Origin of the sequence: Tenacibaculum sp. A30, assembly GCF_051200845.1 — a bacterium.
Lineage (GTDB): Bacteria > Bacteroidota > Bacteroidia > Flavobacteriales > Flavobacteriaceae > Polaribacter.
Genome location: NZ_CP195160.1, coordinates 840,153 through 864,139, shown reverse-complemented (window position 1 = coordinate 864,139; position 23,987 = coordinate 840,153). Strand labels below are relative to the sequence as shown.

23 protein-coding genes and 1 other RNA gene are annotated in these 23,987 nt (G+C 33.5%); 5 read left to right on the top strand and 19 right to left on the bottom strand.

The window, feature by feature from the left end; genetic code table 11:
• The first annotated feature begins 6 nt into the window (after positions 1-6).
• From ACR9ES_RS04045 to rny, 3 genes are all read left to right on the top strand, one after another.
• Positions 7-294, top strand: coding sequence for a cell division protein ZapA (locus ACR9ES_RS04045; protein ID WP_274633963.1), 288 nt, complete (start codon positions 7-9; stop codon positions 292-294).
• Positions 295-353: 59 nt separating this feature from the next.
• Positions 354-462: non-coding RNA, 6S RNA (gene ssrS / locus ACR9ES_RS04040), on the top strand.
• A gap of 49 nt (positions 463-511) precedes the next feature.
• Positions 512-2,077: a ribonuclease Y gene (gene rny, locus ACR9ES_RS04035; protein WP_435255200.1), complete on the top strand. Its 1,566-nt coding sequence runs from the start codon at positions 512-514 to the stop codon at positions 2,075-2,077.
• 59 nt (positions 2,078-2,136) lie between these two features.
• Here rny and ACR9ES_RS04030 read toward each other — a convergent pair whose 3' ends face one another.
• Positions 2,137-2,844 (bottom strand): hypothetical protein, encoded by a 708-nt coding sequence (locus tag ACR9ES_RS04030; RefSeq protein ID WP_435255199.1) that lies wholly within the window; start codon positions 2,842-2,844, stop codon positions 2,137-2,139.
• Positions 2,845-3,084: 240 nt separating this feature from the next.
• Between ACR9ES_RS04030 and ACR9ES_RS04025 the strand changes: the two genes are divergently transcribed.
• Entirely contained in the window at positions 3,085-3,579 is a 495-nt protein-coding gene (locus tag ACR9ES_RS04025) for a DinB family protein (RefSeq protein WP_435255198.1), read from the top strand.
• Between the two features lie 3 nt (positions 3,580-3,582).
• On the opposite strand, the gene ACR9ES_RS04020 is transcribed toward ACR9ES_RS04025, so the two are convergent.
• The 14 genes from ACR9ES_RS04020 to ACR9ES_RS03955 all read right to left on the bottom strand — a co-directional run bounded on the left by ACR9ES_RS04020 (position 3,583) and on the right by ACR9ES_RS03955 (position 19,972).
• Positions 3,583-4,758 (bottom strand): gliding motility-associated C-terminal domain-containing protein, encoded by a 1,176-nt coding sequence (locus tag ACR9ES_RS04020; protein ID WP_435255197.1) that lies wholly within the window; start codon positions 4,756-4,758, stop codon positions 3,583-3,585.
• A gap of 9 nt (positions 4,759-4,767) precedes the next feature.
• A complete protein-coding gene (locus ACR9ES_RS04015) occupies positions 4,768-6,912 on the bottom strand; it encodes a hypothetical protein (RefSeq protein ID WP_435255196.1) in 2,145 nt (714 codons plus the stop codon).
• Between the two features lie 9 nt (positions 6,913-6,921).
• Entirely contained in the window at positions 6,922-7,683 is a 762-nt protein-coding gene (locus tag ACR9ES_RS04010) for a hypothetical protein (protein WP_299008438.1), read from the bottom strand.
• A 51-nt stretch (positions 7,684-7,734) separates the two neighbouring features.
• Positions 7,735-8,682 carry a hypothetical protein gene (locus ACR9ES_RS04005; protein WP_435255195.1) on the bottom strand — a complete coding sequence of 316 codons (948 nt, stop codon included), beginning with the start codon at positions 8,680-8,682 and terminating at the stop codon, positions 7,735-7,737.
• Between the two features lie 89 nt (positions 8,683-8,771).
• Positions 8,772-9,824, bottom strand: a complete 1,053-nt coding sequence (locus tag ACR9ES_RS04000; protein ID WP_435255194.1) for a D-alanine--D-alanine ligase — start codon at positions 9,822-9,824, stop codon at positions 8,772-8,774.
• The gene (locus tag ACR9ES_RS03995; RefSeq protein WP_435255193.1) at positions 9,811-10,053 is read right to left on the bottom strand and encodes a DUF6095 family protein; all 243 of its coding nucleotides are present in this window, start codon (positions 10,051-10,053) and stop codon (positions 9,811-9,813) included. Before ACR9ES_RS03995 ends, ACR9ES_RS04000 begins: the two co-directional genes overlap by 14 nt.
• Positions 10,046-10,861 carry an N-acetylmuramic acid 6-phosphate etherase gene (gene murQ / locus ACR9ES_RS03990; protein WP_435255192.1) on the bottom strand — a complete coding sequence of 272 codons (816 nt, stop codon included), beginning with the start codon at positions 10,859-10,861 and terminating at the stop codon, positions 10,046-10,048. Before murQ ends, ACR9ES_RS03995 begins: the two co-directional genes overlap by 8 nt.
• Before the next feature lie 207 nt (positions 10,862-11,068).
• Positions 11,069-13,294: an NADP-dependent isocitrate dehydrogenase gene (locus tag ACR9ES_RS03985; protein ID WP_435255191.1), complete on the bottom strand. Its 2,226-nt coding sequence runs from the start codon at positions 13,292-13,294 to the stop codon at positions 11,069-11,071.
• 706 nt (positions 13,295-14,000) lie between these two features.
• Entirely contained in the window at positions 14,001-14,348 is a 348-nt protein-coding gene (gene rplS, locus ACR9ES_RS03980) for a 50S ribosomal protein L19 (protein WP_274633975.1), read from the bottom strand.
• 126 nt (positions 14,349-14,474) lie between these two features.
• On the bottom strand, positions 14,475-15,149 hold the full coding sequence (trmD, locus tag ACR9ES_RS03975; protein ID WP_435255190.1) for a tRNA (guanosine(37)-N1)-methyltransferase TrmD: 675 nt from the start codon (positions 15,147-15,149) through the stop codon (positions 14,475-14,477).
• 30 nt (positions 15,150-15,179) lie between these two features.
• A complete protein-coding gene (locus ACR9ES_RS03970; RefSeq protein WP_435255189.1) occupies positions 15,180-16,040 on the bottom strand; it encodes an RluA family pseudouridine synthase in 861 nt (286 codons plus the stop codon).
• Between the two features lie 132 nt (positions 16,041-16,172).
• Complete coding sequence (gene ggt / locus ACR9ES_RS03965; protein WP_435255188.1) at positions 16,173-17,852, bottom strand: gamma-glutamyltransferase; 1,680 nt, start codon at positions 17,850-17,852, stop codon at positions 16,173-16,175.
• A gap of 5 nt (positions 17,853-17,857) precedes the next feature.
• Positions 17,858-18,445 (bottom strand): ACP phosphodiesterase, encoded by a 588-nt coding sequence (locus ACR9ES_RS03960; RefSeq protein ID WP_435255187.1) that lies wholly within the window; start codon positions 18,443-18,445, stop codon positions 17,858-17,860.
• A gap of 63 nt (positions 18,446-18,508) precedes the next feature.
• Positions 18,509-19,972: an aminoacyl-histidine dipeptidase gene (locus ACR9ES_RS03955; RefSeq protein WP_435255186.1), complete on the bottom strand. Its 1,464-nt coding sequence runs from the start codon at positions 19,970-19,972 to the stop codon at positions 18,509-18,511.
• A gap of 71 nt (positions 19,973-20,043) precedes the next feature.
• Between ACR9ES_RS03955 and recR the strand changes: the two genes are divergently transcribed.
• Positions 20,044-20,661 carry a recombination mediator RecR gene (recR, locus tag ACR9ES_RS03950; RefSeq protein WP_408036118.1) on the top strand — a complete coding sequence of 206 codons (618 nt, stop codon included), beginning with the start codon at positions 20,044-20,046 and terminating at the stop codon, positions 20,659-20,661.
• 30 nt (positions 20,662-20,691) lie between these two features.
• Here the strand turns inward: recR and ACR9ES_RS03945 are convergent, their stop codons facing one another.
• From ACR9ES_RS03945 to ACR9ES_RS03930, 4 genes are read right to left on the bottom strand one after another with little or no spacing between them, the layout of a single operon-like run.
• Positions 20,692-21,282, bottom strand: a complete 591-nt coding sequence (locus tag ACR9ES_RS03945; protein WP_435255185.1) for a CopD family protein — start codon at positions 21,280-21,282, stop codon at positions 20,692-20,694.
• Between the two features lie 2 nt (positions 21,283-21,284).
• Entirely contained in the window at positions 21,285-22,313 is a 1,029-nt protein-coding gene (gene hemH, locus ACR9ES_RS03940; RefSeq protein WP_435255184.1) for a ferrochelatase, read from the bottom strand.
• A 12-nt stretch (positions 22,314-22,325) separates the two neighbouring features.
• On the bottom strand, positions 22,326-22,841 hold the full coding sequence (locus tag ACR9ES_RS03935) for a TrmH family RNA methyltransferase (RefSeq protein ID WP_435255183.1): 516 nt from the start codon (positions 22,839-22,841) through the stop codon (positions 22,326-22,328).
• A 55-nt stretch (positions 22,842-22,896) separates the two neighbouring features.
• Positions 22,897-23,781 (bottom strand): helix-turn-helix transcriptional regulator, encoded by an 885-nt coding sequence (locus ACR9ES_RS03930; RefSeq protein ID WP_435255182.1) that lies wholly within the window; start codon positions 23,779-23,781, stop codon positions 22,897-22,899.
• Positions 23,782-23,987 lie beyond the last annotated feature (206 nt).

Below are 23,987 nucleotides of genomic sequence, written 5' to 3'. Positions count from 1 at the left end.
CTTTACATGGCAAAAATAAAAGTTAATGTAGTTATTGCAGGAAGAACGTATCCGTTGAGTGTTAATGATACCAATGAAGAAGAAGGGATGCGAAAAGCGGCAAAAAACATTAACGAGTTAATAGCTAAGTTTGAACAAAATTATGCGGTAGCAGATAAACAAGATGTATTGGCAATGTGCGCGTTGCAATTTGCATCAAAAGCAGAAATAGTATCGTTAAAAAATACTAAAGAAAACACCGAAGTATTGGAAAAGATAAATGAATTGACTAACTTGCTAGAAAATCATTTATAATACGTTCTTTAAAATATAATATTTAAACATACTGCCTACATTAGTACATCGTTTGTTAAACTCAACGTTATTCAATTATAAAGGATGAGTCATGGTTAGTAAAGCACGCCGATTTCACCTCGGATCCTTGATCAGCCAGTTAATCCTAAACTTGTTTTTTTGGAGTTTATGATAACCCTATTAATGTAGGCTTTTTTTATATAATCAAATCACAATTATGGAGGGAATATTATTTCCTGTTTTAGCAGGAATTATAGGTGTAGCAATAGGTTTTTTTATTGCTAAGATGTTAGAGAAATCTAACGCGAATAAATTAATACAAGAAACAAAAAAAGAGGCAAATAGCATTTTAAAAGAAGCTAAAGTTGAAGCCGAAGCGATAAAGAAAGATAAGATTTTACAAGCCAAAGAAAAGTTTATAGAGTTAAAGTCTGAACATGAAAAAGTAATCTTATCGAGAGAGAAAAAAGTTTCTGATGTAGAAAAGAGAATAAGAGACAAAGAGAGTCAACTATCTTCAGAGTTAGATAAAACCAAAAAACTTAACAAGCAATTAGAAAAGAAAGAAGCTGATTTTGACTACAAAATTGAATTCTTAGAGAAAAAAGAATCCGAAGTTGAAAAAATGCACAAGCGTCATGTAGATATGCTTGAGCAAATTTCTGGTTTATCTGCAGATGAAGCTAAAACAGAATTAGTAGCTTCTTTAAAAGATGAAGCAAAAGCTGATGCGATGTCTTTTATTCAAGATACGGTTGAAGAAGCTAAAATGACTGCACAACAAGAAGCTCGTAAAGTAGTATTAAATACAATTCAGCGAGTTGGAGTAGAGCAAGCAGTAGAAAACTGTGTGTCGGTATTTAACTTAGAGTCGGATGATGTAAAAGGTAGAATTATTGGTCGTGAAGGACGTAATATTCGTGCATTAGAAGCAGCTACAGGTGTTGAGATTATTGTTGATGATACTCCAGAAGCAATCATTTTATCTTGTTTTGATCCTGTTCGCAGAGAAATTGCTCGTTTATCAATGCATAAATTAGTAACTGATGGTAGAATTCACCCTGCGAGAATTGAAGAGGTTGTTAAAAAGACTGAAAAACAAATAACTCAAGAGATTATTGAAGTAGGTAAACGTACGGTTATCGATTTAGGAATTCACGGTTTACACCCTGAATTAATTAAAACAGTTGGACGTATGAAGTATCGTTCTTCGTACGGTCAAAACTTATTACAACACTCGCGTGAAGTAGCTAATTTATGTGGTATTATGGCTGCAGAAATGGGCTTAAATGCTAAAGCAGCGAAGCGTGCTGGATTATTACATGATATTGGTAAAGTGCCAGAAACAGAAAGTGAATTACCACACGCATTATTAGGAATGCAATGGGCTGAAAAGTATGGTGAAAAACCTGATGTATGTAACGCTATTGGAGCGCACCACGATGAAATTGAAATGAAGAGTATGTTATCTCCAATTGTTCAGGTGTGTGATGCTATTTCTGGTGCAAGACCAGGAGCACGTCGTCAAGTATTAGATTCGTACATTCAACGTTTAAAGGATTTAGAAGATATTGCTTTTGGATTTAACGGAGTACAAAAAGCATACGCTATTCAAGCAGGACGTGAGTTAAGAGTTATGGTTGAAAGTGCTAAAGTAAACGATACCAAAGCAGCTGAATTATCATTTAACATTTCTCAAAAAATTCAAAATGATATGACGTATCCAGGTCAAGTAAAAGTTACGGTTATTCGTGAAACTAGAGCTGTAAACGTAGCTAAGTAATTACACGAAATTAAATAGAATAAAAAATCCCTCATCAATTTTGATGAGGGATTTTTTTATTAATCATGGTTTCTTCTTGATTTTCCTCTTTGCTCAGACTTTCCTTTTTTGTAATATTTATTGTCTTTGTTTTTACGTCTTTTAATTATTTTACTCTTTTTACCAATCTTAGCATTTGGTAACGCTCTGTAGTAGTAAAAGTCGTTATCCTCTCTAAACTGACGATAGTTTCTGGTAAAATCTTTTCTGTAAAAATAAACATCATTATAATCAAAAATATCACCAATGTTTATATCAATATTCACCCCAAATCCATCATCGTAATAGTAATGATCATCGTCATAATGGTGGTGGTTACCTGGTTTTACAAATCCTCTGTATCTAGGATTTCCCCATCTATCATATTGAATACGTAGGTTACCTACTTTAAATAAGTTACCAAACTTGTATTTCATAAACACACTACCAATTCGGGTAACATTACCTCTACGATCATAATTAATATGTACATTACCTACACTTCTAACACGTCCGCTTCTATCTCTGTTAATTCGTACTCCGTAATCAGAATATCTGTTGTAATGTGTGTTAAAATCGAAATCACCATTTAAAAATACATGAAATTGAATTCCTCTTTCAACAAAGGTAACTGCGTCGTTGTGGCGAATAGTAACCCCAATTTTGCTAGTTGATTTTGTAATGTTGTCGTCTGCTTTTACTGTGCTTAAAGACATCATTGCTAATAATAATAGTATCCCTGTTCTCATAATTGCTAATTTTAGGGTTATGCTTACTCTATATGCTTTTCGGCTTCCGCATTTGTTAGGGTAATTTTCAAAGAACGTGCCAAAAAATGAAAAGACTGATTTTTTGAAGTGTTTTTTAAGGTTGATTTATTTTGTATAAAACTGTAATTCAGTGTGTTACTTCTGGTTTAAAAAATAATTTACTTCTTCTGCTGAAAAGTTCTATATTTATACAACTTACTTTAAAACTTATATATACGAATGATTGAAGCTATCGAGAAAAATTTACAACGAGGAATTAAACTATTAACAGCAATAACAGACGAACAATACAGCGATAAATCAATACCTCCTTACTATTCAAGTATAGGAGCGAATATGAGACATATTTTGGATGTTTTTGCTTGTGTTTTTAACGGACTCGATAAAAAATGTGTAGATTTTTCTGATAGAGAACGAAACCAATTAGCAGAAGAAAAAACAACGTATGGAATCGCTTATTTTAACGAAGTAATTGCTCAATTACATTGTTTACAATCAGAAGATTTTGATGAAATTATCTCTGTTACAGATGATTTGGGGACAGGAAAAGTTACGGCAAATTATACCTTAGGAAGCGCATTGATACAAGCGCATAGTCATGCGATACATCATTTTGCAAGTATTGGGTTCATCATACATCAATTAGGAATAGAATTGCCTGACGCAGATTTTGGCTACAATCCAACAACTCCAAAGAAAATATTAGTTGAGTAATTATTATCGGTTAATATAAACCCACCCTTTTTTATGCTTTTGATAGGTGTTAGGTTTATCTCCTAATTCTAAATAATAGAAGTAAGTAGCAGCAGGAAGTTTGTCTTCTTTGTTAATGGTAGCTCTTCCGTTAGAAGTACCGTCCCAGTTATTTTTGTAGTCTTCTGTTTGGTAGACAATAGTTCCCCAACGATTGTAAATAACTAATTTATTGTGAGCGTATTCTTCAACTTCATCAAAAACTAAGAAATCGTTTAGATTATCGCCATTTGGAGAGATTAAAATATTATTATTGTTGTCTTTTATTTCGTCACTCATCAAAGAACCAATGGTAATTGCCTCATAGTTATCAGGAACAAAGGCAGCAGAGGTAATTGTTCCTTCATATAAATCTCCAGTAACTTCTAATACATCTAAATTTACCCATTGATTTTCAGTTTTACTCCATGCTACAACAATAAGTTGAGAAATAGTATTAGCTAAGGCTGAAATATCACTTCGAGAATTCCATGTTAATGTAATTTGAGTTTCATTATTTCCATCTAAATCCCAAAATTCAATATTGCTAATATTTTCAATGATCGCTTGTTTTTGATCAGTTAAAAAATTAGCAGTAAATGTTGTTGGAAAATTAGGGTCTTCATAAAAATAAGCTCCTTTAAACGTATAATATCTATTGGCATTCGGAATGCTCATCGGACGTAACATCGTGCCATCTCCCACAGGAAAGGTAAAATCTGCGGTATTTTTATTTCCTTGGTTTAAAGAAGTATAACCGTTAACATGCCGCTCATCGTCTTCACCTGCGTAAAAATCATAATCGATAAAATCGAGTGTGATATTGGTGTTGTTTCTAGGTGTAATTACTTGTCCGTTAATAAAGTCTAATTGATTACGTACCCCAAGAGAGTTGTATAGCTCAAGATTTTGTAGTGCATCAATTTCAACATTAAAAAACGTAATTTTATTGGTTCCTGAAATAGTTCTAATTTCAGTATCGGCATAAAAACCAGCAAAACCAGTATAATTATCTAGAGTGCCATTGTTTACTATATTGGTATGAAACCCAACTTCTGCATTACTATGTATTTGTATCGATCCGTTGTTTTGAAAAGCCTCTTGGGAGTAAAATTTGATTAAAAAACCAAAGAAAAAAAATATGAAGTAATATTTTTTCATGAAATGTTTTTAATAATCATAAACTGTGAACATGAATTCAACATTTTCTCTTCCATTTTCTACTGATGATCCTCTGAGTGTACCTCCTTGTCTCCAAAATCTATTACGATTATATTCTATATAAACTTCAAAGCCATTAACAGTTTGATTATAATAAGTTGGAATAGCTACGTAATCTGAACCTTTTGAATAACAAGTTAATTGAATTATATAGTTTGCATTGCTCAATGGATTGATAAATGTAATTTGGTAATGACCGTTAATACCTCCAGAAGTAATTCGTGTAGAGTTAGCATTAAAGAGGGGTTTATTTGAAGAACCATTTTCGTTTACTTTCCCCATCGCTTTTATTGGTGAGTTGTAATACACTCCACCGTTAGCTCCATTGGTTATACTGTTGTTAGCTTGAGTGTCTACTAATACTTTTTTTTGCACAACACCATTTGCATCGGTTGTTAAAATGTCATTATTTGTAGTAACAGTAGAGATGTCTCTAATACGTACTTTACCATTAACATCTAAACGTTCAGAAGGGATAGTGGTATTTATACCAACATTTTGATTAGATTGAAGAATTCTAACTGCTTCAGTATTGTTTGTTCTTAAAGATAAATCTTGAGCATCAGTAGTTCCAATAAAATTATTTGTAGGATTTGTGGCTGAGTTACCAGTAACTTTCCAATTATTATTAATATTGTTTAGAATATTACTAATACTTACCCATCTAGTTCCATCACTCTGTACCTTTAATGTAGTATTATTGTTTATCGTAGATGTATCTGTGTTTGATTCGTTTCTGTAAGTAGAAGAATTAATGTTTCCACCAGATACATTTTTAATTATGTAGATTCTTCCTTTACAGGTATTTGCTGTAGGAAAATTAATTGTAACGTTAGCTGTAACAACTACTGTATGATGGTCTTCATTAAGTGTAGTGTTAGAGTTAATTTGTTCAATAGATTTAGAGACAGATCCCTCAATTTGTAAAGTCGAATTAGCTATTAATTTAGGGTTTGTAACACCTCCGTTTGAAGGTGCATTTATATTGTCTGTTACAGAATATTGATTCTGATTAATATTAATACCAAAACGTGTTTTAGCATTCTCAGTAGCATTAGATCCTTGAACTCTAAAAAACTCTTTATAGAACTCTCCATTTCTATAGTCAAACCTTTTGAAAACAATAGGTTCGTTTCCATCATCGGCAATAACAAACTCCAAACGACCGTCATTAGTAGGACCAGCGGAACCTATTTCAAAAAAATCAGTACCTCCAGAACTACCTTTTAACCTAAAACTTCCATTAGAAGTTGTATAAAACATAGGTTTATAAAAGCTAGCACCGTCAGCTCTAAATTGTAATGCAGATACACCATCAGAACCATTTAAATATACTAACGATTGATCTGGGTTGTTATAATCAGTTCTAGTTGGTTCGTTTAAGCCTAATGTTTGTCTTCTACCAAACTCTAGCATAGAAACGTTATTAGAACGGATTTGCATTTTAACATCATCAATCGTTCCTAAAAAATTTGCATTAGTAGTTCCATTATTACCTGTAATTAGCCAGTTATTCAAAGCAGGATTGTCTATCCAATCTACACCGGTACCTGTAGAGCTTAGTATTTGACCAGAAGTTCCAGCAGAGCTATTTATGTCTATAAGATTTTTTTCTAATATAAGATCTTCGTTAATTCTAGTATTACTTCCAATTAAATCTATAAGACCGCCTGTAGCTCTTAAAGCTATAGATCCAGTAGATTCTATGTTAGTGAATCCAGAGTTACGAATATCAAATCGACTAAAGTTTGTAAAATCTAAAGAATTTCCATTTCCATTTAAAATTCTATCTGATGTTAAATTATCGTCGACAGTATAAATGTTTTGAGCTGTTGTAGAGGTAATTAATTTCCAACCGTCTGCAGTATCATAAACCTTTATTTCGTTGCTGGTTGTATCAAACCAAACATCTCCTTCAACAGGGTTAGGGGGTGGATTCCCGTCGTTAGTAGTGTTTACAAGGTTATTATTAATTTTTTGTATCGTTCCTTTATTGTCAATAACCCTAACTTCTTGTGCATTGGTACTTAAAGTAAAAAGTACCAATGCAAAAGTTAGTATAAAAAGTTTTGTATGTTTAGTTTTATTAAACATAAAAAAAAATTAATTTACCCATTGTACTTCAATAAGGTCACCAGCATAGGTAGTCCAGTCATTAGGAGTTGGAGCACTAGTGTCAAGAGTAATAGTGTCATCTGCTGTAAGGGTATAATCTACACCAGCTCTTAGTTTAGCACCATTTCTGTAAACAGATATTTTATTTATAGATGTTCCCATAGCTAAACCAGCTGCAGTTACAACAACATCGCCATCGTTTGTTATTGGAAACTCTGCTCTTCCTGCTGTCACTAAGTCTGAAGCTAATATTTTTTGTATTTCACCAGTTGCTTCATCACGAACTAATACTGTCCATCCAGTATCTGTACTTGCAGTACCAGTTGAACCTAAAGCAATACCATTAGAACCGACAGTTTGATCATTAGCTGCCGTAGCGGCTGCCGTAGCTGGCGGCACTAATTTAAGACCGTCTAAAGAAAAGGTCTTACCAGTGGCATCAATATAAGTGTTGTCTGTTAAAGTACCACCTAATTGCCAAGTAGAAATAACTCCTCCATCAGTACTAGTATCAGTTAAAAGAGTTAAACCATTCTTAACTTGTAAGAATTTTTTAGTTCCTTTGTTGTCTATGACTCTTATTGTACCATTAAGAGGTGATGATTTGCTTACATCTTCTCTTTTTCCAATTGTAGTTGTACCATCTGCTTCTGTAGCATCACCAGAGATTTGCTGCGCACTTACCGTACCAACAGCTAATAAACCAACAGCAGCTAGCGCGATTTTAAATTTGTTTGTAATTGTTTTCATAATTTTAAAGAATTGATTGCGTTATTAAACTTTTTTAATTTTTGTTTTATATTAATATAATTGAACGATTCGTATTTCATCACCTGCGTAACAAGTTGCTGCAGATTCTATGGTTATGGTGGTAGGGTTGTCTATTGTAAAATCAATACGTACTCCGTTTCTATATACATTTATCTTGTCGGTAGTATAAAGCGTTAACCCTGTAAACGTTACTTGTCCGTCAGTAGCAATAATGTCAGTTACCTCTTCTCTCAATAAGTTACTGGCAGGAGCTCTTTTAAGGACGCCTGTGGTTCTATCAACAGTTACAATATCATCTGTAGTAACATCTCCGTTTTGTAAACCTGTTATGGCTAAGGTATTGGTAGCATCGGTTTCAATAACGGTAGGTTGTATTAAAACGCCGCCTAACTGAATGGTGCTGTTAGCATTCACTAACAAACCGTTATTGGCAGATGGCGTTGTGTTTGAGTTTACCCAAGTAGTGCCATCGTAAGCATAAATAATTCCCGTACTGCTATCTACATACACATCACCAGCAGTAGGGTTAGGGGCAGTACTTGCATTCGGACTTCCGTTTCCTCTTCTCGGGTTGTTATCGATAGCAATCCAGTTGCTGCCATCCCAAATATGTGTTGTGTTATTTTGCGTATCGTTTATCCAAAAATCACCTAAACTATTACTGCTAGGTGCAGTACCCGATGTCGTTACGTTAATTCCGCCTCCTACACCTCCTGTACATAAACTAGCCCAAGCGGTTCCGTTGTACATAAACACACAATTACGATCGGTGTTAAACACCAACGCACCTCGTAAAGGTTGAATTGCGTTCATTTGAGTGTCAGTCATTTTACTAATAACTAAAACCTTGTCTGAACTTTCTAATTCTAAAATGGAATTTGAGTGTATAGAAGAAGGATTGTTCCCAATTTTTACCTGAGCAAAAATAGGGGTTAACAGAAAAATAAGAATTAAAGAAAAGAGTAGTTTTCTTTCCATTCAGTGAGCTAATTAATTGGTTTCTAAGACTCGGGGGATTCTTAGAATACAGGTTCTGTATCTGAGACAAATGTAATAAAAAAGTTTTCTTATTTTGAAAGATGCCTAATTTTTTTTGTGTATTTTTTTAAAACGAGTATTTCACCTAAGAAATGAAAAGGATTTTTATATGGTGTGTTAAAATCGGTGTGATTGGTAGTTGCTATGCAAAAAAGAGACTTCCAATGCGCTCTAATAGCTTTTAAAGCTTTTAGGTAGGTGTAGTTTTCAGAATCGTAAATATGCGTAGGTTCAGCGATGATTCCGTTAATTTCTAAAATCTTAAAATCGGTACCGTTTTCTAATTCTTCAAACGTATTGTATTTTATGTCAACCCTTCCGTAGTACCAACCAGGAATAGCTTTGCTTAGTTGATCGAAAGTCTTAATTAACTTTTTGCTGATAAGGTGATTACCATTGATAAATTGTGTTCCTTTGGAATGATTTCCTACCGCTGTAAGTTTTATGATTTCGTTTTTCTTCGGAATAGAAGCGAGTTTTTCTTTATGGATTTCAGCAAATAAATCGACGTATAATTTAGCCCTATCATCTGCAAGGATTAATTCTTTTAGATTTGCGTTACCATTTCCTGTTACTGATAGAAAATGTTTCAAGGTTAAAGAAGAAATTTGCCCTGTTTGCTCATTCGGATTTCTATGATAAAAAACGCCACATTCATTTTCGTAGTCTAAAAACTCCTGAATAATAATATTAATAGGATACTTTTCAAGATAGTTTTTAAGTTCTTCTTCGGAAGCTATTTTTTGAACCAATAATCCCCTGAAACCAACATCTGGTTTCGCAATTAAAGGAAAAGCTATTTGTTGTTGATTGATAGCAAAAAGAACGTCCTCAAATTTAGTAGTAGCTTTTACTAAAACTGATTTCGGACGGTGTTTTTCAGGAACCAATAAAATGGTTTCGTATTTACTTTCTGTTCCGTTTCCTGAACTTTTTATACAGGGATTCGTAGCGCTGAAAAAAGTTAAATGTTTAGCTCTTAACGCTAAATAAAAAGCATAGGGTAGGTTAGGGAGGTAAAACATGGCTGAAGGCCAATGCTCCCAATTCGTAAGTTTTTGTATGGTGTTACTTTTTCTCAAAAAGGTAATCTAGCAAGGTTTTAAATGTTTTAAAACCGAAATATACGGTAAAAAGGGTTAGCAAAATACCAATAGCCAATAAAGCATAAGCAAAGAAAACTTTTGGAGCTTCTTTAAATATGCGGATTGCTTTAAAAGCAATGCTTAATACCAGTGGAGATGCAATAAGTAATCCTAAAAAGATTAGGAGTTTTTTGATGCCTTTTTCTAAAGTAGAAGTGTTACTCATTGTTGAAATTTTTAATCGCTTCTCGAACACTTCCGTGTTTTTTTAATAAATCTGCTGCGGTTTTTTGGTCAATCTGTAACTCAGTCATTAACATTTTTTCGCCTCTATCAACTAGTTTGTTGTTTGATAGTTGCATGTCTACCATTTTATTTCCTTTTACTTTTCCTAATTGAATCATGCTTGCAGTAGACAACATGTTTAAAACCAATTTCTGAGCGGTACCAGCTTTCATTCGAGAGCTACCCGTTACAAATTCAGGTCCAACCACAACTTCAATAGGAAACTGTGCTGTAAGTGCCAACGGACTTCCTTCATTACAGGTTATACAGCCTGTAATTATATTGTGTTCATTGCATTTTTCTAGAGCTGATATTACATACGGAGTGGTACCAGAAGCCGCAATACCCACTACTACATCTTTAGATGATATATCGTGTTTTTGTAAATCTTCCCAACCTTGTGTGGTAGAATCTTCAGCAAATTCTACCGCTTTTCTAATGGCATAATCTCCTCCAGCAATTAAGCCAACAACCAACTCATGCGGTACACCAAAAGTAGGAGGGCATTCACTGGCATCAACAATTCCTAATCTACCACTAGTTCCTGCGCCCATATAAAATAATCGTCCACCTTCTTTTAGTTTTAGAACGATTTGTTGGGTTAGATTTTCTATTTGCGGTAAAGCTTTTTCAACAGCTAAAGGAACTGTTTTGTCTTCATTATTAATGTTTGTTAATAATTCAGAAATACTCATCTGCTCTAAGTTGTTGTACTTAGAATCTTGCTCGGTCGTTTTGGTAAACTTCATGCTTCAAATTTACTAATTTAAAAGTTTAAGGAAGAAGTGTGACGTTTATAATTTTTGAGTGTCTTATTATATGAAGCCTAACAATATTAATGGGGTATTATATAATAATTTGGGGGAATTATTAGTAAGTTGTTTGGTTTTCTTATTTTAAACAAAAAAGCAGGTGATTTCTCACCTGCTTTTTGTTTTATAAGTTGTTATACTATATTAAATGCTTTGTAAAATAGTATTGAAAGTAGTACTAGGACGCATAACATTGTCAGCTAAACCATCATTAGGTTCGTAGTAACCGCCAATGTTTACGGCTTTTCCTTGAACAGTGTTTAATTCATTTACAATGGTAGTTTCTTCTGCAGCCATTTTTTCAGCAATAGGAGCGAACTGAGCTTTTAATTCTGCATCATTGTCTTGAGCGGCTAATGCTTGCGCCCAGTACATAGCTAAATAAAAGTGAGAACCTCTGTTGTCTAACTCTCCAGTTCTTCTTGAAGGCCCTTTTTTGTTATCTAACAACTTGCTTGTTGCATCGTCTAAAGTTTCTGCTAAAACTTTTGCTTTATTGTTGTCATTTGTTTCACCTAAGTGTTCTAAAGAAACCGCCAACGCTAAAAACTCTCCTAAAGAATCCCAACGTAAGTGATTTTCTTCTACTAATTGCTCAACGTGTTTAGGAGCAGATCCACCAGCACCAGTTTCAAATAATCCACCACCATTCATTAATGGTACGATAGATAACATTTTAGCTGAAGTTCCTAATTCTAAAATAGGGAACAAGTCTGTTAAATAATCACGTAATACGTTTCCTGTAACAGAAATAGTATCCTTTCCTTCTTTAACTCTTTCTAAAGTATATTTAGTAGCTTCTACTTGTGATAAGATTTTAATTTCTAAACCAGTAGTATCGTGATCTTGTAAGTATTTTTCTACTTTTTTGATGATTTCTGCATCGTGTGCTCTTTCTTTTCCTAACCAGAAAACAGCAGGAGTGTCAGTAGCTCTTGCACGAGTAACAGCTAGCTTTACCCAATCTTGGATAGGTGCATCTTTAGTTTGACACATTCTCCAGATATCACCAGCTTCAACAGTGTGCTCTAATAAAGTAGTTCCGTTTGCATCGATCACTTCAACTTTTCCATCAGCAGCAATTTCAAAAGTTTTATCGTGAGAACCATATTCTTCAGCTTTTTGAGCCATTAATCCTACGTTAGGAACGGTTCCCATAGTAGTTGGATCAAAAGCACCATTTTTGATACAAAAATCGATAGTTTCTTGATATAATCCAGCATACGAACTATCAGGAATTACCGCTTTGGTATCTTGTTGTTTTCCTTCTTTATTCCACATTTGTCCTGAGGTACGAATCATTGCAGGCATAGAAGCATCAATAATTACATCTGAAGGAACGTGTAAGTTGGTAATTCCTTTGTCAGAATTTACCATTGCTAAATCAGGATTGTTAGCATAAACAGCTTCAATATCAGCTAAGATTTCTGCTTTTTTATCAGCAGATAATTCTTCTAGATTGCTTATTAAGTTTCCGAATCCGTTGTTTACATCTACACCAATTTCTTTGAAAGTTTGGCTGTGTTTAGCGTATAAATCTTTAAAGAAAACACGAACAGCATGTCCGAAAATGATAGGATCAGAAACCTTCATCATGGTTGCTTTCATGTGTAAAGAGAATAATACTCCTTTGTCTTTAGCGTCTTTAACTTGCTCTTCTAAGAAAGTTAATAAAGCTTTTTTACTCATTACAGAAGCATCTATAACTTCTTCAGCTAGTAAAGAAACTTTTTCTTTTAAAACAGTTTTGTTTCCGTTAGCATCAGTGTGTACAATTTGTACATCAGTAGCATTTGGTACAGTAACCGATTTTTCACTATGAGCAAAATCACCTGATGTCATTGTAGAAACGTGTGTTTTAGAGTCAGCACTCCAAGCTCCCATTGAATGAGGATTCTTTTTTGCGTAGTTCTTAACAGCTTTAGGAGCTCTACGGTCAGAGTTTCCTTCACGTAACACAGGGTTTACTGCAGAACCTTTTACTTTATTATAACGTGCTAAAACAGCTTTTTCTTCATCGGTAGTAGCTTCTTCTGGGTAGTCAGGTAATGCGTAACCTAAAGCTTGTAATTCTTTAATAGCAGCTTTTAACTGAGGAACAGAAGCAGAAATATTAGGAAGTTTAATAATGTTAGCTTCTGGTTTTGTGGCTAAGTCACCTAAAAAAGCTAAAGCATCTTCTACTTGTTGTTCTTTTGTTAAGTAGCTTGAAAAATTAGCAAGAATACGACCCGCAAGAGAAATATCTTTGGTTTCTATTTCTATGTTAGATGATTTTGTAAAAGCTTTTACGATAGGTAAAAACGAACGAGTAGCTAATGCTGGAGCTTCATCCGTTTTAGTATACATAATTTTAGCAGTCTTATTCATATTTATATGTAATAATTAAATTATATTTTGAAGTGATGCAAATTTAAGAATTACGAATGAGTTTTTCGCTGATAAATTATTATTAATTAAGGTGTTTTATTGTGAAAATGATAATATAATTATTGGAAATGGAGATTTTGTTATTAAAAAAAAAGCCATATCAAACAATTTCTTGTAATTGACATGGCTTTCCTGAAATAATAAGAGCACTGACTTGTATTGCTACATCATCAAATAAAACAGTGTTTATGTTTCTTCCGTAGAAAAAACTACATTACTACTTCAAATTTGAAGCTTCATTTTATAAAAAATCTATTTATAAAACTACTACTTCGATGTTTTTAAACGGATTCGCTAAATTTAAAACCAATAATACTTATAAACTTATAACTAGAAAATTATAAATTACTAATAACTTACAATTAATCAAAAATTACGATGGTATTTAGCTTTTCTAAGCTTAAAAACAAAATATATAAAGAACGTTACTTTAAATGGTTTACTTTGTGTGATTAATATAGTTTAACTATTTTCTGACGTCACTTATTTGTAAACTCTTTCTCAAATATAAGAAGATTTTTTGGAATTTCATTGGTTTTAACTAGTTAGTTATCAACAGGTTGAAAGGGAGGGGTTATTAACAAAATGTGCATAAAAAAAGCACTGTGAAACCACAGTGCTTTTGCTTCTTAAACGAAAGAAAATCTTAGTGTCTTCTTTCTTTAATTCTTGCTTTCTTACCAGTAAGACCTCTAAAGTAGAAAATACGAGCTCTACGTACTTTACCTCTTTTGTTAACTTCGATCTTTTGAATAGATGGTAAGTTGATTGGGAAGATACGCTCAACACCTACAGTACCAGACATTTTTCTGATAGTAAATGTTTCAGAAGCTCCACTACCTCTTTTTTGGATAACAACTCCTCTAAAGAACTGAGTACGAACTTTATCTCCTTCTCTAATTTCGTAGTACACTGTAATAGTGTCTCCAGCTGCGAATTCTGGTAATTCGTTTTTTGTTACAAATTCGTCTTGAACAAATTTTACTAAATCCATTTCTATAATTATTTATTGTTGCGTAAAAGCAACATACACGATTTTTTCGTCAGAGGTTGATTTTAGTGGCTGCAAATTTAAGATTTTTATTTTGATAAAAAAAATAAATAAATAGCTGATTATTAGTTAATCTAACAAGTCAGGTCGTATTTCTTTGGTGCGTTTATACGCTTGTTCTGAACGCCACTCTTCAATTTTAGGAAAATTTCCTGATAGTAACACTTCGGGTACTTTCATGCCTTTATATTCAGAAGGTCTTGTATATACGGGAGGTGATAATAAATTGTCTTGAAAACTATCTGTCAAGGCAGAAGTTTCATCACCTAAAACACCAGGGATTAATCGAATTACGGCATCACATAAAACTGCGGCCGCAAGTTCGCCTCCCGTTAATACATAATCGCCAATAGATATTTCTTTGGTAACATATTTATCACGTACACGTTGGTCAACACCTTTATAATGTCCCGTTAAAATGATGATGTTTTCTTTTAAAGAAAGTGTGTTTGCAGTAGCTTGATTTAAAGTTTTAGCATCAGGAGTCATGTAAATTATTTCATCATAAGTTCTTTCTGATTGCAACATGTCAATACATTTCGCAATGGGTTCAATCATTAAAACCATGCCTGCACCTCCACCAAATTGGTAATCGTCTACTTGACGATAGTTGCCAAAACCGTATTCTCTTAAATTGTGAAAATGAACTTCTGCTAAGCCTTTTTCAATAGCTCTTTTCATCATTGAGTTTTCAAAAGGGCTTTTAATTAAGTCGGGTTCTACTGTGATAATATCTATTCGCATGCGGCAAAGATATATCTTTTAAAGGAGATTTTACTGAGAGAATATTTTTTTGAATTTCTTCGGAAGTTCTTTCGTAATCGTTATTTTTTCTTTGGAAAAAGGATGTGTAAAAGCGAGTGTAGAAGCATGAAGAAATAGTCCTTTTCCGTTTAAGATTAGATCTTCTAAAAAATACTCTTTATCACCTAAAATCGGATAACCAATAGCAAAAAGATGCTTACGTAATTGATGTTTTCTTCCTGTTTGAGGTTGAAGTTTAACTAGATTCAAGAATTCAAATCGGGGGGAAGCGACTGTTTGAAGAATTTGATAGCTAGTAAAAGCGCTTTTATCATCAATAGGTAAATCGATTTCTCCGTTTCGTTTCATTTTACCAATACAAATCGCGTGATATGTTTTTTGAATTTCTTTTTGCTCAAAAAGTTTATTCAAAGCAATGATACTTTCGGTTGTTTTTCCGATGAGTAACAATCCACTAGTCGGATAATCTAATCGATGTACTGGTCTGGGACGAGTAGCAGTTGGTAAGCTACTTTTTTGTAGATTTTGAGTTAGTGCGTTGTCAATTGTAGCAAAAGAGTTTCCACTAACTAAAATTCCCGCTGGTTTGTATACAATAGCTAAATAATCATCTTCAAAAAGAATTTCTAAAGGAAGATGGAAGTGCTTTTTGTTAGCGTTGTCTTCAGCTTGAAATAATTCAATGGTTTCGTTTCCTTTAATAAATAATGCGGTAGTAGCAGGTTTTCCGTTAACAAATATCAAATTATTTTTAATAGCCTTTTTTAGTCCAGATTTTGTGGGTAATGTAGCAAAAATACCAACTCCATATTCTTGTAATCGAATAGGAGTTTTTAAAAGAGGAACTTTATGAGTTTCTAATAACTGCATATCTGTTGGTTGAAGTGGTAAAAGTGAAAAGTGAAAAGTGAAAAAAAATTATGAAATTATTTGTGATATAAGTGTAAAAAAATAAACTTCCTAAAGCCTAAAGCCTAAAGCCTAAAGCCTAAAGCCTAAAGCCTAAAACCCTACCGCAGTATCATCCCCTCTAGGATCAGCACCACCTTCTAGTTTTCCATTGGGAAGTACTAAAATAGCATCTACTTTACCAATAACAGGTGAGTTTGTTTCGTCTAGTTCGTATCCGAGTAGTTGTAATTCTTTTTTTACTTTTTCGTTAAAACCATTAGGTTCCATTTTAATTACATCAGGCAACCATTGATGGTGAAAGCGTGGTTGATTTACTGCTTCTTGCATTCCCATGTCAAATTCATGCACATTTAAAATGGTTTGTAATACAGATGTGATGATGGTTGAGCCTCCCGGAGTTCCAACAACCATATATAAATGACCGTTTTTTTCTACAATTGTAGGAGTCATAGAACTTAACATGCGTTTTTCAGGTTCTATTTTATTAGCTTCAGCACCTACCAAACCAAACATATTTGGTACCCCAGGTTTGCTTGAAAAATCGTCCATTTCATTGTTTAGGAAGAACCCTAAATCTGAACAATATAATTTAGAACCGTAAGCTCCGTTGATGGTTGTGGTGGCAGAAATAGCATTTCCAAATTGATCAATAATAGAGTAGTGGGTGGTTTCGTCGCTTTCAATCATAGTAATGCTTCCGTGAGAAACATCGGTTGAAGGAGTCGCTTTTTCAAAAGAAAAATCATCCATTCGATTTTTTGTATACTCTTTACTTATAAGTGTTTTAACTGGAATCTCAACAAAATCAGGATCTCCTAAGTAAAAACTTCTGTCTGCATAGGCTCTACGTTCAGCTTCGGTGATTACTTGCATTGCTTTTGTTGAATTATGTCCGTATTTGTCTAGATTAAACGGTTCAATTCCATTCATAATTTGTGCTAAACAAATACCTCCGCTAGCGGGTGGCGACATAGAAATGATTCGCAAATCATCGTAGGTAAAAGTAATCGGAGTTCTCCACTTAGCTTCGTATTTGGCTAAATCTTCTTTGGTCATAATTCCGCCATTGTTTTGCATAAAAGCAACTAAACGTTTAGCGGTCTCGCCTTTGTAAAATTCATCACGACCGTTTTTTGAAATGCGCTCCAAAGTTGCTGCTAGAGCAGGGTATTTAATAGTGTCGCCTTTTTTCCAAGATTTATCAAAAAGAATAGAGTCTTTATTAGTTTTTAAAAAGTAGTGTTGATACTTTTTAATGCGATCTTCTTGTTTTTGAGTAACCACAACACCTTTTTTAGCTAAGGCTATAACTGGTTTTAAAATTTCTTTTATAGGTAATGAACCAAATTTTTCGTGTGTAGCAAAAACTCCAGCTACTGTACCGGGTATTCCAACAGCCATAGCGCCCAAGGTACTTTTGTTTTCAATTACATTTCCTAAGCTGTCTAAATACATGTTTTTATGAGCGGCAAGTGGTGCTTTTTCGCGGTAATCTAACGCGCCAATTTCTCCTGAGTTTTTGCGGTAGACCATGAATCCGCCACCGCCTATGTTTCCTGCATACGGATAAGCAACTGCCAATGCTAGTTCGGTAGCAACCATGGCATCAAAAGCATTTCCTCCTTTTTGTAAGATATCTGATCCTATTTTTGAAGCTTCTTTACGAGCAGAAACTACCATGGCTTTTTCGGTAATTACACCCGTAACTTTATCTTTTTTACAACTGTATAGTGTTATAAATGCAGTAAGAAGTAATAGTGTTTTTTTCATGAGTTTTAACTTAATTCTTCTAGTTTTTGATGTGAAAAAGTACGTAAATCTTCAAAAAATGTGGTAAAATCGTTTTCAAAAATAGTATAGTGTTCTAGTAGGTCTTCCGTGGCTAAGTTCATGTGAGATTTACCATTGGTGCGTCTGTTCATTCCGCTTAATACTTCTTGAATACCTTTAGCAAACTGGTAGTTGTATAACCAGTTGTATTCAATCATGTATGGAAGCATCTCCTGAGTTTTTTGAGGAAGAATAGTGAAGTTTTTTTGTAGTAAATTATAGACAGAATCTACATAAACGTCTAACGGAATTTGTGAGTAATTTTTCCAATTTTTAGCTAAATAATGATCGTAAAAAATATCGATGATTACTCCGTCATAGTGGCGATATCTTTCGTGAAGGCGACGCTTACTAATCCTAACAATTTCATGTGCATCTGTATATGAGTCTATTTCTCGGTGTAGTAAAATACCTTTTTGAATATCTTCATGATAGTGAGAAAAGTTTTTCCCTTTTACATGATCGGCAATAAAGTTACCAATCATTATATTGGTATTGTTGCCTGAAAGGTATAAATGCGCTAAAAAATTCATTTTATAAATGTAAACAAAAAACCACAACCGAAAAGTTGTGGTTTGAAAGTTTATGTATAAAATTTAGTTTTTTACTGGAGTGTTTTTTAAAATCTCTAATAAAAACTTCCAGAATTTTTGTGTTGATGATATTTGAGCACGTTCATCAGGTGAGTGAGCTCCTTTAATATTAGGACCGAAAGAAACCATGTCCATTTCTGGGTAGTTTTGACCTAAAATACCACATTCTAATCCTGCATGACAAGCAGCTACAATAGGTTTTTCGTTGTGTAATTCTTCATATAAATCAGTTACAGTTTTTAGAATTTCAGAGTTTACGTTTGGTAACCATCCTGGATACGAACCAGAAAACTCTACGTCAAAACCAGCTAATTCGAAAGCTGAACGTAACGAGTTCGCTAAATCCCATTTATTAGTTTCAGAAGAAGAACGTGTTAAACATCCAATTTTAATAGAGCCGTCTTTTACAATAATACGAGCAATATTATTTGATGTTTCTACTAAACCATCAATATCAGGACTCATACGGTACACACCATTTAACGCGGTGTAAACAGCTTTAATTAATCCTTCTTGAACACCTAAATCCATTACAGTTTTTGGAGTTTCAACTTCTTTCAATTCAATAGAAAGATTAGGTTCTAATGTTAAAAACTCAGCTTTGATGTTGTTGATAAGTTCATGGATTTCAAATAAGAAAGGTTCTTTTGAAACAGCATCAATAACTACAGTTGAAAAGCTTTCACGAGGGATAGCATTACGTAAACTACCTCCGTTAATTTCAGTAACACGTAATCCGAAGTTTGTAAAACCATCAAATAATAAACGGTTCATTATTTTGTTAGCGTTACCTAAACCTTTGATGATGTCCATTCCAGAGTGACCTCCATTTAATCCAGTTACAGAAATTTCATAAGCGATTGTGTTTTCAGGAGTAGCTTCTTCAGTATAATTTCTAGTAGCGGTAACATCTACACCACCAGCACACCCCATTCCTATTTCATCGTCTTCTTCGGTATCAAGGTTTAATAAAATTTCACCTTCTAATAAACCTCCTTCAAGTCCCATAGCACCTGTCATACCTGTTTCTTCATCAATTGTGAATAAAGCTTCGATAGCAGGATGAGGAATGTCAGTAGATTCTAAAACTCCCATGATAGCAGCAACACCTAAACCGTTGTCAGCACCTAAAGTAGTTCCATCAGCTTTAACCCAATCACCATCTACAAACATTTTAATTCCTTCGGTGTCAAAATCAAAAACAGTATCTGCATTTTTTTGGTGTACCATATCTAAATGGCTTTGCATTACTACTGTTTTACGGTCTTCCATTCCAGTTGAAGCAGGTTTGCGAATAATCACGTTTCCTACTTTATCAACCATAGTTTCAAGGTTTAATTTTTTACCAAAATCAACCATGAATTGAATGACTCTTTCTTCTTTTTTTGATGGACGAGGAACTGCGTTTAAATCTGCGAAATTTTTCCAAACAGCTTTCGGTTCTAGGTTTCTTATCTCTGAATTCATTGTGAATTGTTTGTTTAATTTTAAAGCTACGAAGATACTTAATCCTTATCGAAAAATTGTAAATTCGCAGCATGGATTTTTCGTCAAAATTATTAGAAAATGCAGTAAATGAAGTAAGTCGATTACCAGGGATTGGTAAACGAACAGCACTTCGTTTGGTATTACATTTATTGAAGCAACCGAAAGAGAATACGAAGTATTTAACAGAAGCATTGACACATTTACGTAACGATGTAAAATCATGTAAAAAGTGTCATAATATTTCGGATACAGTGTTGTGTGATATTTGTAGTAATCCGAAGAGAAACGCTGAGATTGTTTGTGTGGTAGAAGATATCCGTGATGTAATGGCGATTGAAAATACAGCACAATACAGAGGTTTGTATCATGTGTTAGGAGGGAAAATTTCACCTATTGAAGGAATTGGTCCTCAAAACTTACAAATTGAATCCTTAGTAGAAAAAGTAAAAGAAGGCGAGATTAAAGAACTAATTTTTGCCTTAAGTTCTACGATGGAAGGTGATACAACCAACTTTTATATTTACAAGCAAATAGAACAGTACGGAATTACAACTTCAACGATTGCTAGAGGAATCTCGGTAGGAGATGAGTTAGAATATGCAGATGAGGTGACGCTTGGACGAAGTATTGTAAATAGGATACCTTTTGAACAATCGATAAAGGGATAAAAAAAGCGAAGTTTTAAACTTCGCTTTTTTCTAATTATCTAATTTTTCATCTTCTTCAATCAACTCTTGTTCGTATTTGTCCCAAGATTTTTTAGCTCTTACTTTTTTATAATAGCGAATACCAATCATCAATAATACTCCAAATAAGATAATTCCTACAACGCCCCAAATCCAATTAATTGCACTTTTTAAAACGACTAAAAATACAACAGCGAATAAAATTACAGTTGGAATTTCATTAAATATGCGGAGTTTATTAGGTGTGTATTTAATCTCATCACGTTGTAGTTCTTTGTAGATTTTGTGGCAAAATCCGTGGTAAAAATACAGCGCTAATACAAAGGCTAATTTTACATGCATCCACGGCATTTTTAAATAATAAGGATTTTTATATAGCATCCAAAAAGCAAAAAAACTCGCTAAAAATAAAGAAGGCCAAGTAATGATGTACCATAAACGTTTAGACATTAACTTGTACTGGGTTTGTAATATAGACTTGGCTGGTTCGTCTTTCTTTTCTGCCTCTACATGGTAAATAAACAGACGACCTATATAAAATAAACCAGCAAACCAAGTTACTACAAATATGATATGTAATGCTTTTACGTAATAAAAATCCATAATTAATCTTTATTGAAATCGTTGATCCATCCTGCTAATACATTTACCCATTCGTCGTTGTCGTTAATACAAGGAACTGTGTAAAATTCTTCACCACCAGCTTCTAAGAACTCGTGTTTACCTTCCATTGCTATTTCCTCTAGTGTTTCTAAACAATCAGAAACAAAGGCGGGAGTTACAATAGCTAATTTTTTAATTCCGTCTTTTTCAGCTTTATTTACAATCGTTCTGTCGGTATATGGTTGAAGCCAAGGATCTACTCCTAAGCGAGATTGAAATGAAGTGGATACTTTATTTTCGTCTAAACCTAATTCAGAAATCACATTTTTAGTAGTTTGATAACATTGGTGACGGTAACAATACTTATGAGCTTCTGAAGGAGTGTTACAACAACTTAAATTTCCTGCCTCAGGGTTACAGTGCGATTTAGTGATGTCAGATTTTCTGATGTGTCGCTCTGGTACTCCGTGATAAGAAAATAAGATATGGTCGTAGTCTTTATCAGCTAAATAATCTTTTATGCTGTTAGATAAAGCTTTAATATATTCTGGTTTGTTGTAAAAAGCAGGAACATCCGTAATTTTCATGTTAGGGAAGAATTCTTTTCTTAATTCTTCAGCTAAAACCAAAATAGTCTCAGTGGTCGCCATAGCAAACTGAGGATATAACGGAACTAATAAAACATCCGTAACACCTTTGTCGTGTAGTTCTTGTAATCCATTTTTGATAGAAGGGTTTCCATAGCGCATTGCCAAAGCAACGGGTAGTTCTGTTTTTGCTTGTACTTTGTTTTGTAAGCGTTCTGATAATACGATTAGGGGAGAACCTTCTTTCCACCATATTTTTTGATATGCTTCTGCGGATTTTTTTGGGCGTGTATTTAAAATAATACCTCTGACAATAAATGCACGTAACCAAAATGGAACGTCAATAACACGTTCGTCCATTAAAAATTCATCTAAGTACTTTTTTACATCTTTTGGATTTGTGCTTTCTGGTGAACCAAGGTTTACTAATAAAACTCCTTTCATATTTATCCGAATTTATTTCAGTTTTTTTTCTTTTAATTGATTTGTTGTTTCGTATAAAGCGATAGCTAAACTATGAACTACATTCATGCTGGAATTTCGCCCGTACATTGGTATAGCTACTGTTGTGTCTACCAAATTAACGTTTTCTATGCCGTTTCTTTCGCTACCCAAAAGTAACACAATTTTCGAATGTGGACTGAAATCGTAATCGCTAATATCTATGCTTTCATCGGTAATTTCAATTCCAATAATCGTGTTTCCTTCTTCTTTTAATTGATGGATAAGTTGTTCGAAATTGTTATACGTATTATGTGATATTTGTTGAATTGTATTTCGAGCAGTTTTCTTAACAATTCTGTTCTCTATAGAGGGAGAACTTTCGTGTAAATAGATTTTAGATACCCCAAAACTTTCTGAAATGCGAAAACACATTCCAATGTTTTCAGGAGTTCGGATAGCGTCACAAACAATAGTTATAGGAAAACTTTGTTGGTTGTTTTCTATGTCGTAATGAGTTAGTTGTTTCATTTGTTTTTAGTTGAAAAGTTAGAAGGTTTAAAAGTTTCTAAAGTTTATATTTTGCCTACTGACTCAAACTCATTACATATTGTTTAGGTGTAGTACCAAACTTCTTTTTAAAAGCAGCTATAAAGTGACTAGAAGTACTGTAACCAACATGCAATCCAACCTCGTTAACATTGTATTGATTACTTTCTAAAAGTTTACGAGCATGATCCATTTTGTAATCAAACAAGAAGCTATATACCGTATCTCCATAAATTTGCTTGAATCCTTCTTTTAATTTTTTAAGGTTTAATCCTACTTCATTAGCTAGGTCTTGTAAACTTGGTGGTTCACTCATTCTAGAGATAATAATATCTTTAGCTTTTCTAATTTTTAGAACCTCCCTGTCATCAATTAGGAAAGGGCAGTACTCTTCGCTAGTGTTTTCTCCGCTATCAAAATGTAAACTCAGTAGTTCGTATGTTTTTCCTTTAATATAAAGGTCTCGCATAGAACTTTGGTTTTGAGCTGTTAATATTTGCTGAAGCACAAATAATACATTTGGATTTATTTCAGCGTTGTCATAATACTTTTTGTTCTTATTGTTTTCACTTAAAAAAGGAATGTAGCTCGCTTCTTTAGAAAAAAAAGTGTGGAACTTTTCAATAGAAATCAACACAGAAACTAGTGAGGTTTTTGGTAAAATCTCTAAGTTAATAGGAAGGTTTTGTTGGGGGTTGTATAAGAAAATAGAATGCTTATCTAATACGTTAAAAGTATAGCTGTTGTTGTTAAAATGAAACTTACAATTACCTTTAACACAGTAGTGTAGTTGTATGTAAGAGTTGTCGATATCTCTTTTGAAAAACTCAGTCTCATCAGAGTTGTTTTGAAATTTTAGCACAAAAAAACCCTTTTCTAGCGAAACTTCTCTAAATGTACTTTCTGCGATATTTTTTGACATAGATTCTATGTTTTTTTTAAAGCTTGTTATTTAGAATGATTCTAAAATAATATATCTCTACAAGCCTAATTTACTGCAAAAATACACTTTTGAATAGGTTTTTGGTGTGTTTTTAGGTAAAAAAGCAAATAGCGACATTAAAAGTTCTTTTAGCGATACTTTTTTTTATTCAATATTTATATTTTTGACCGACTTTTTTGAAGAAG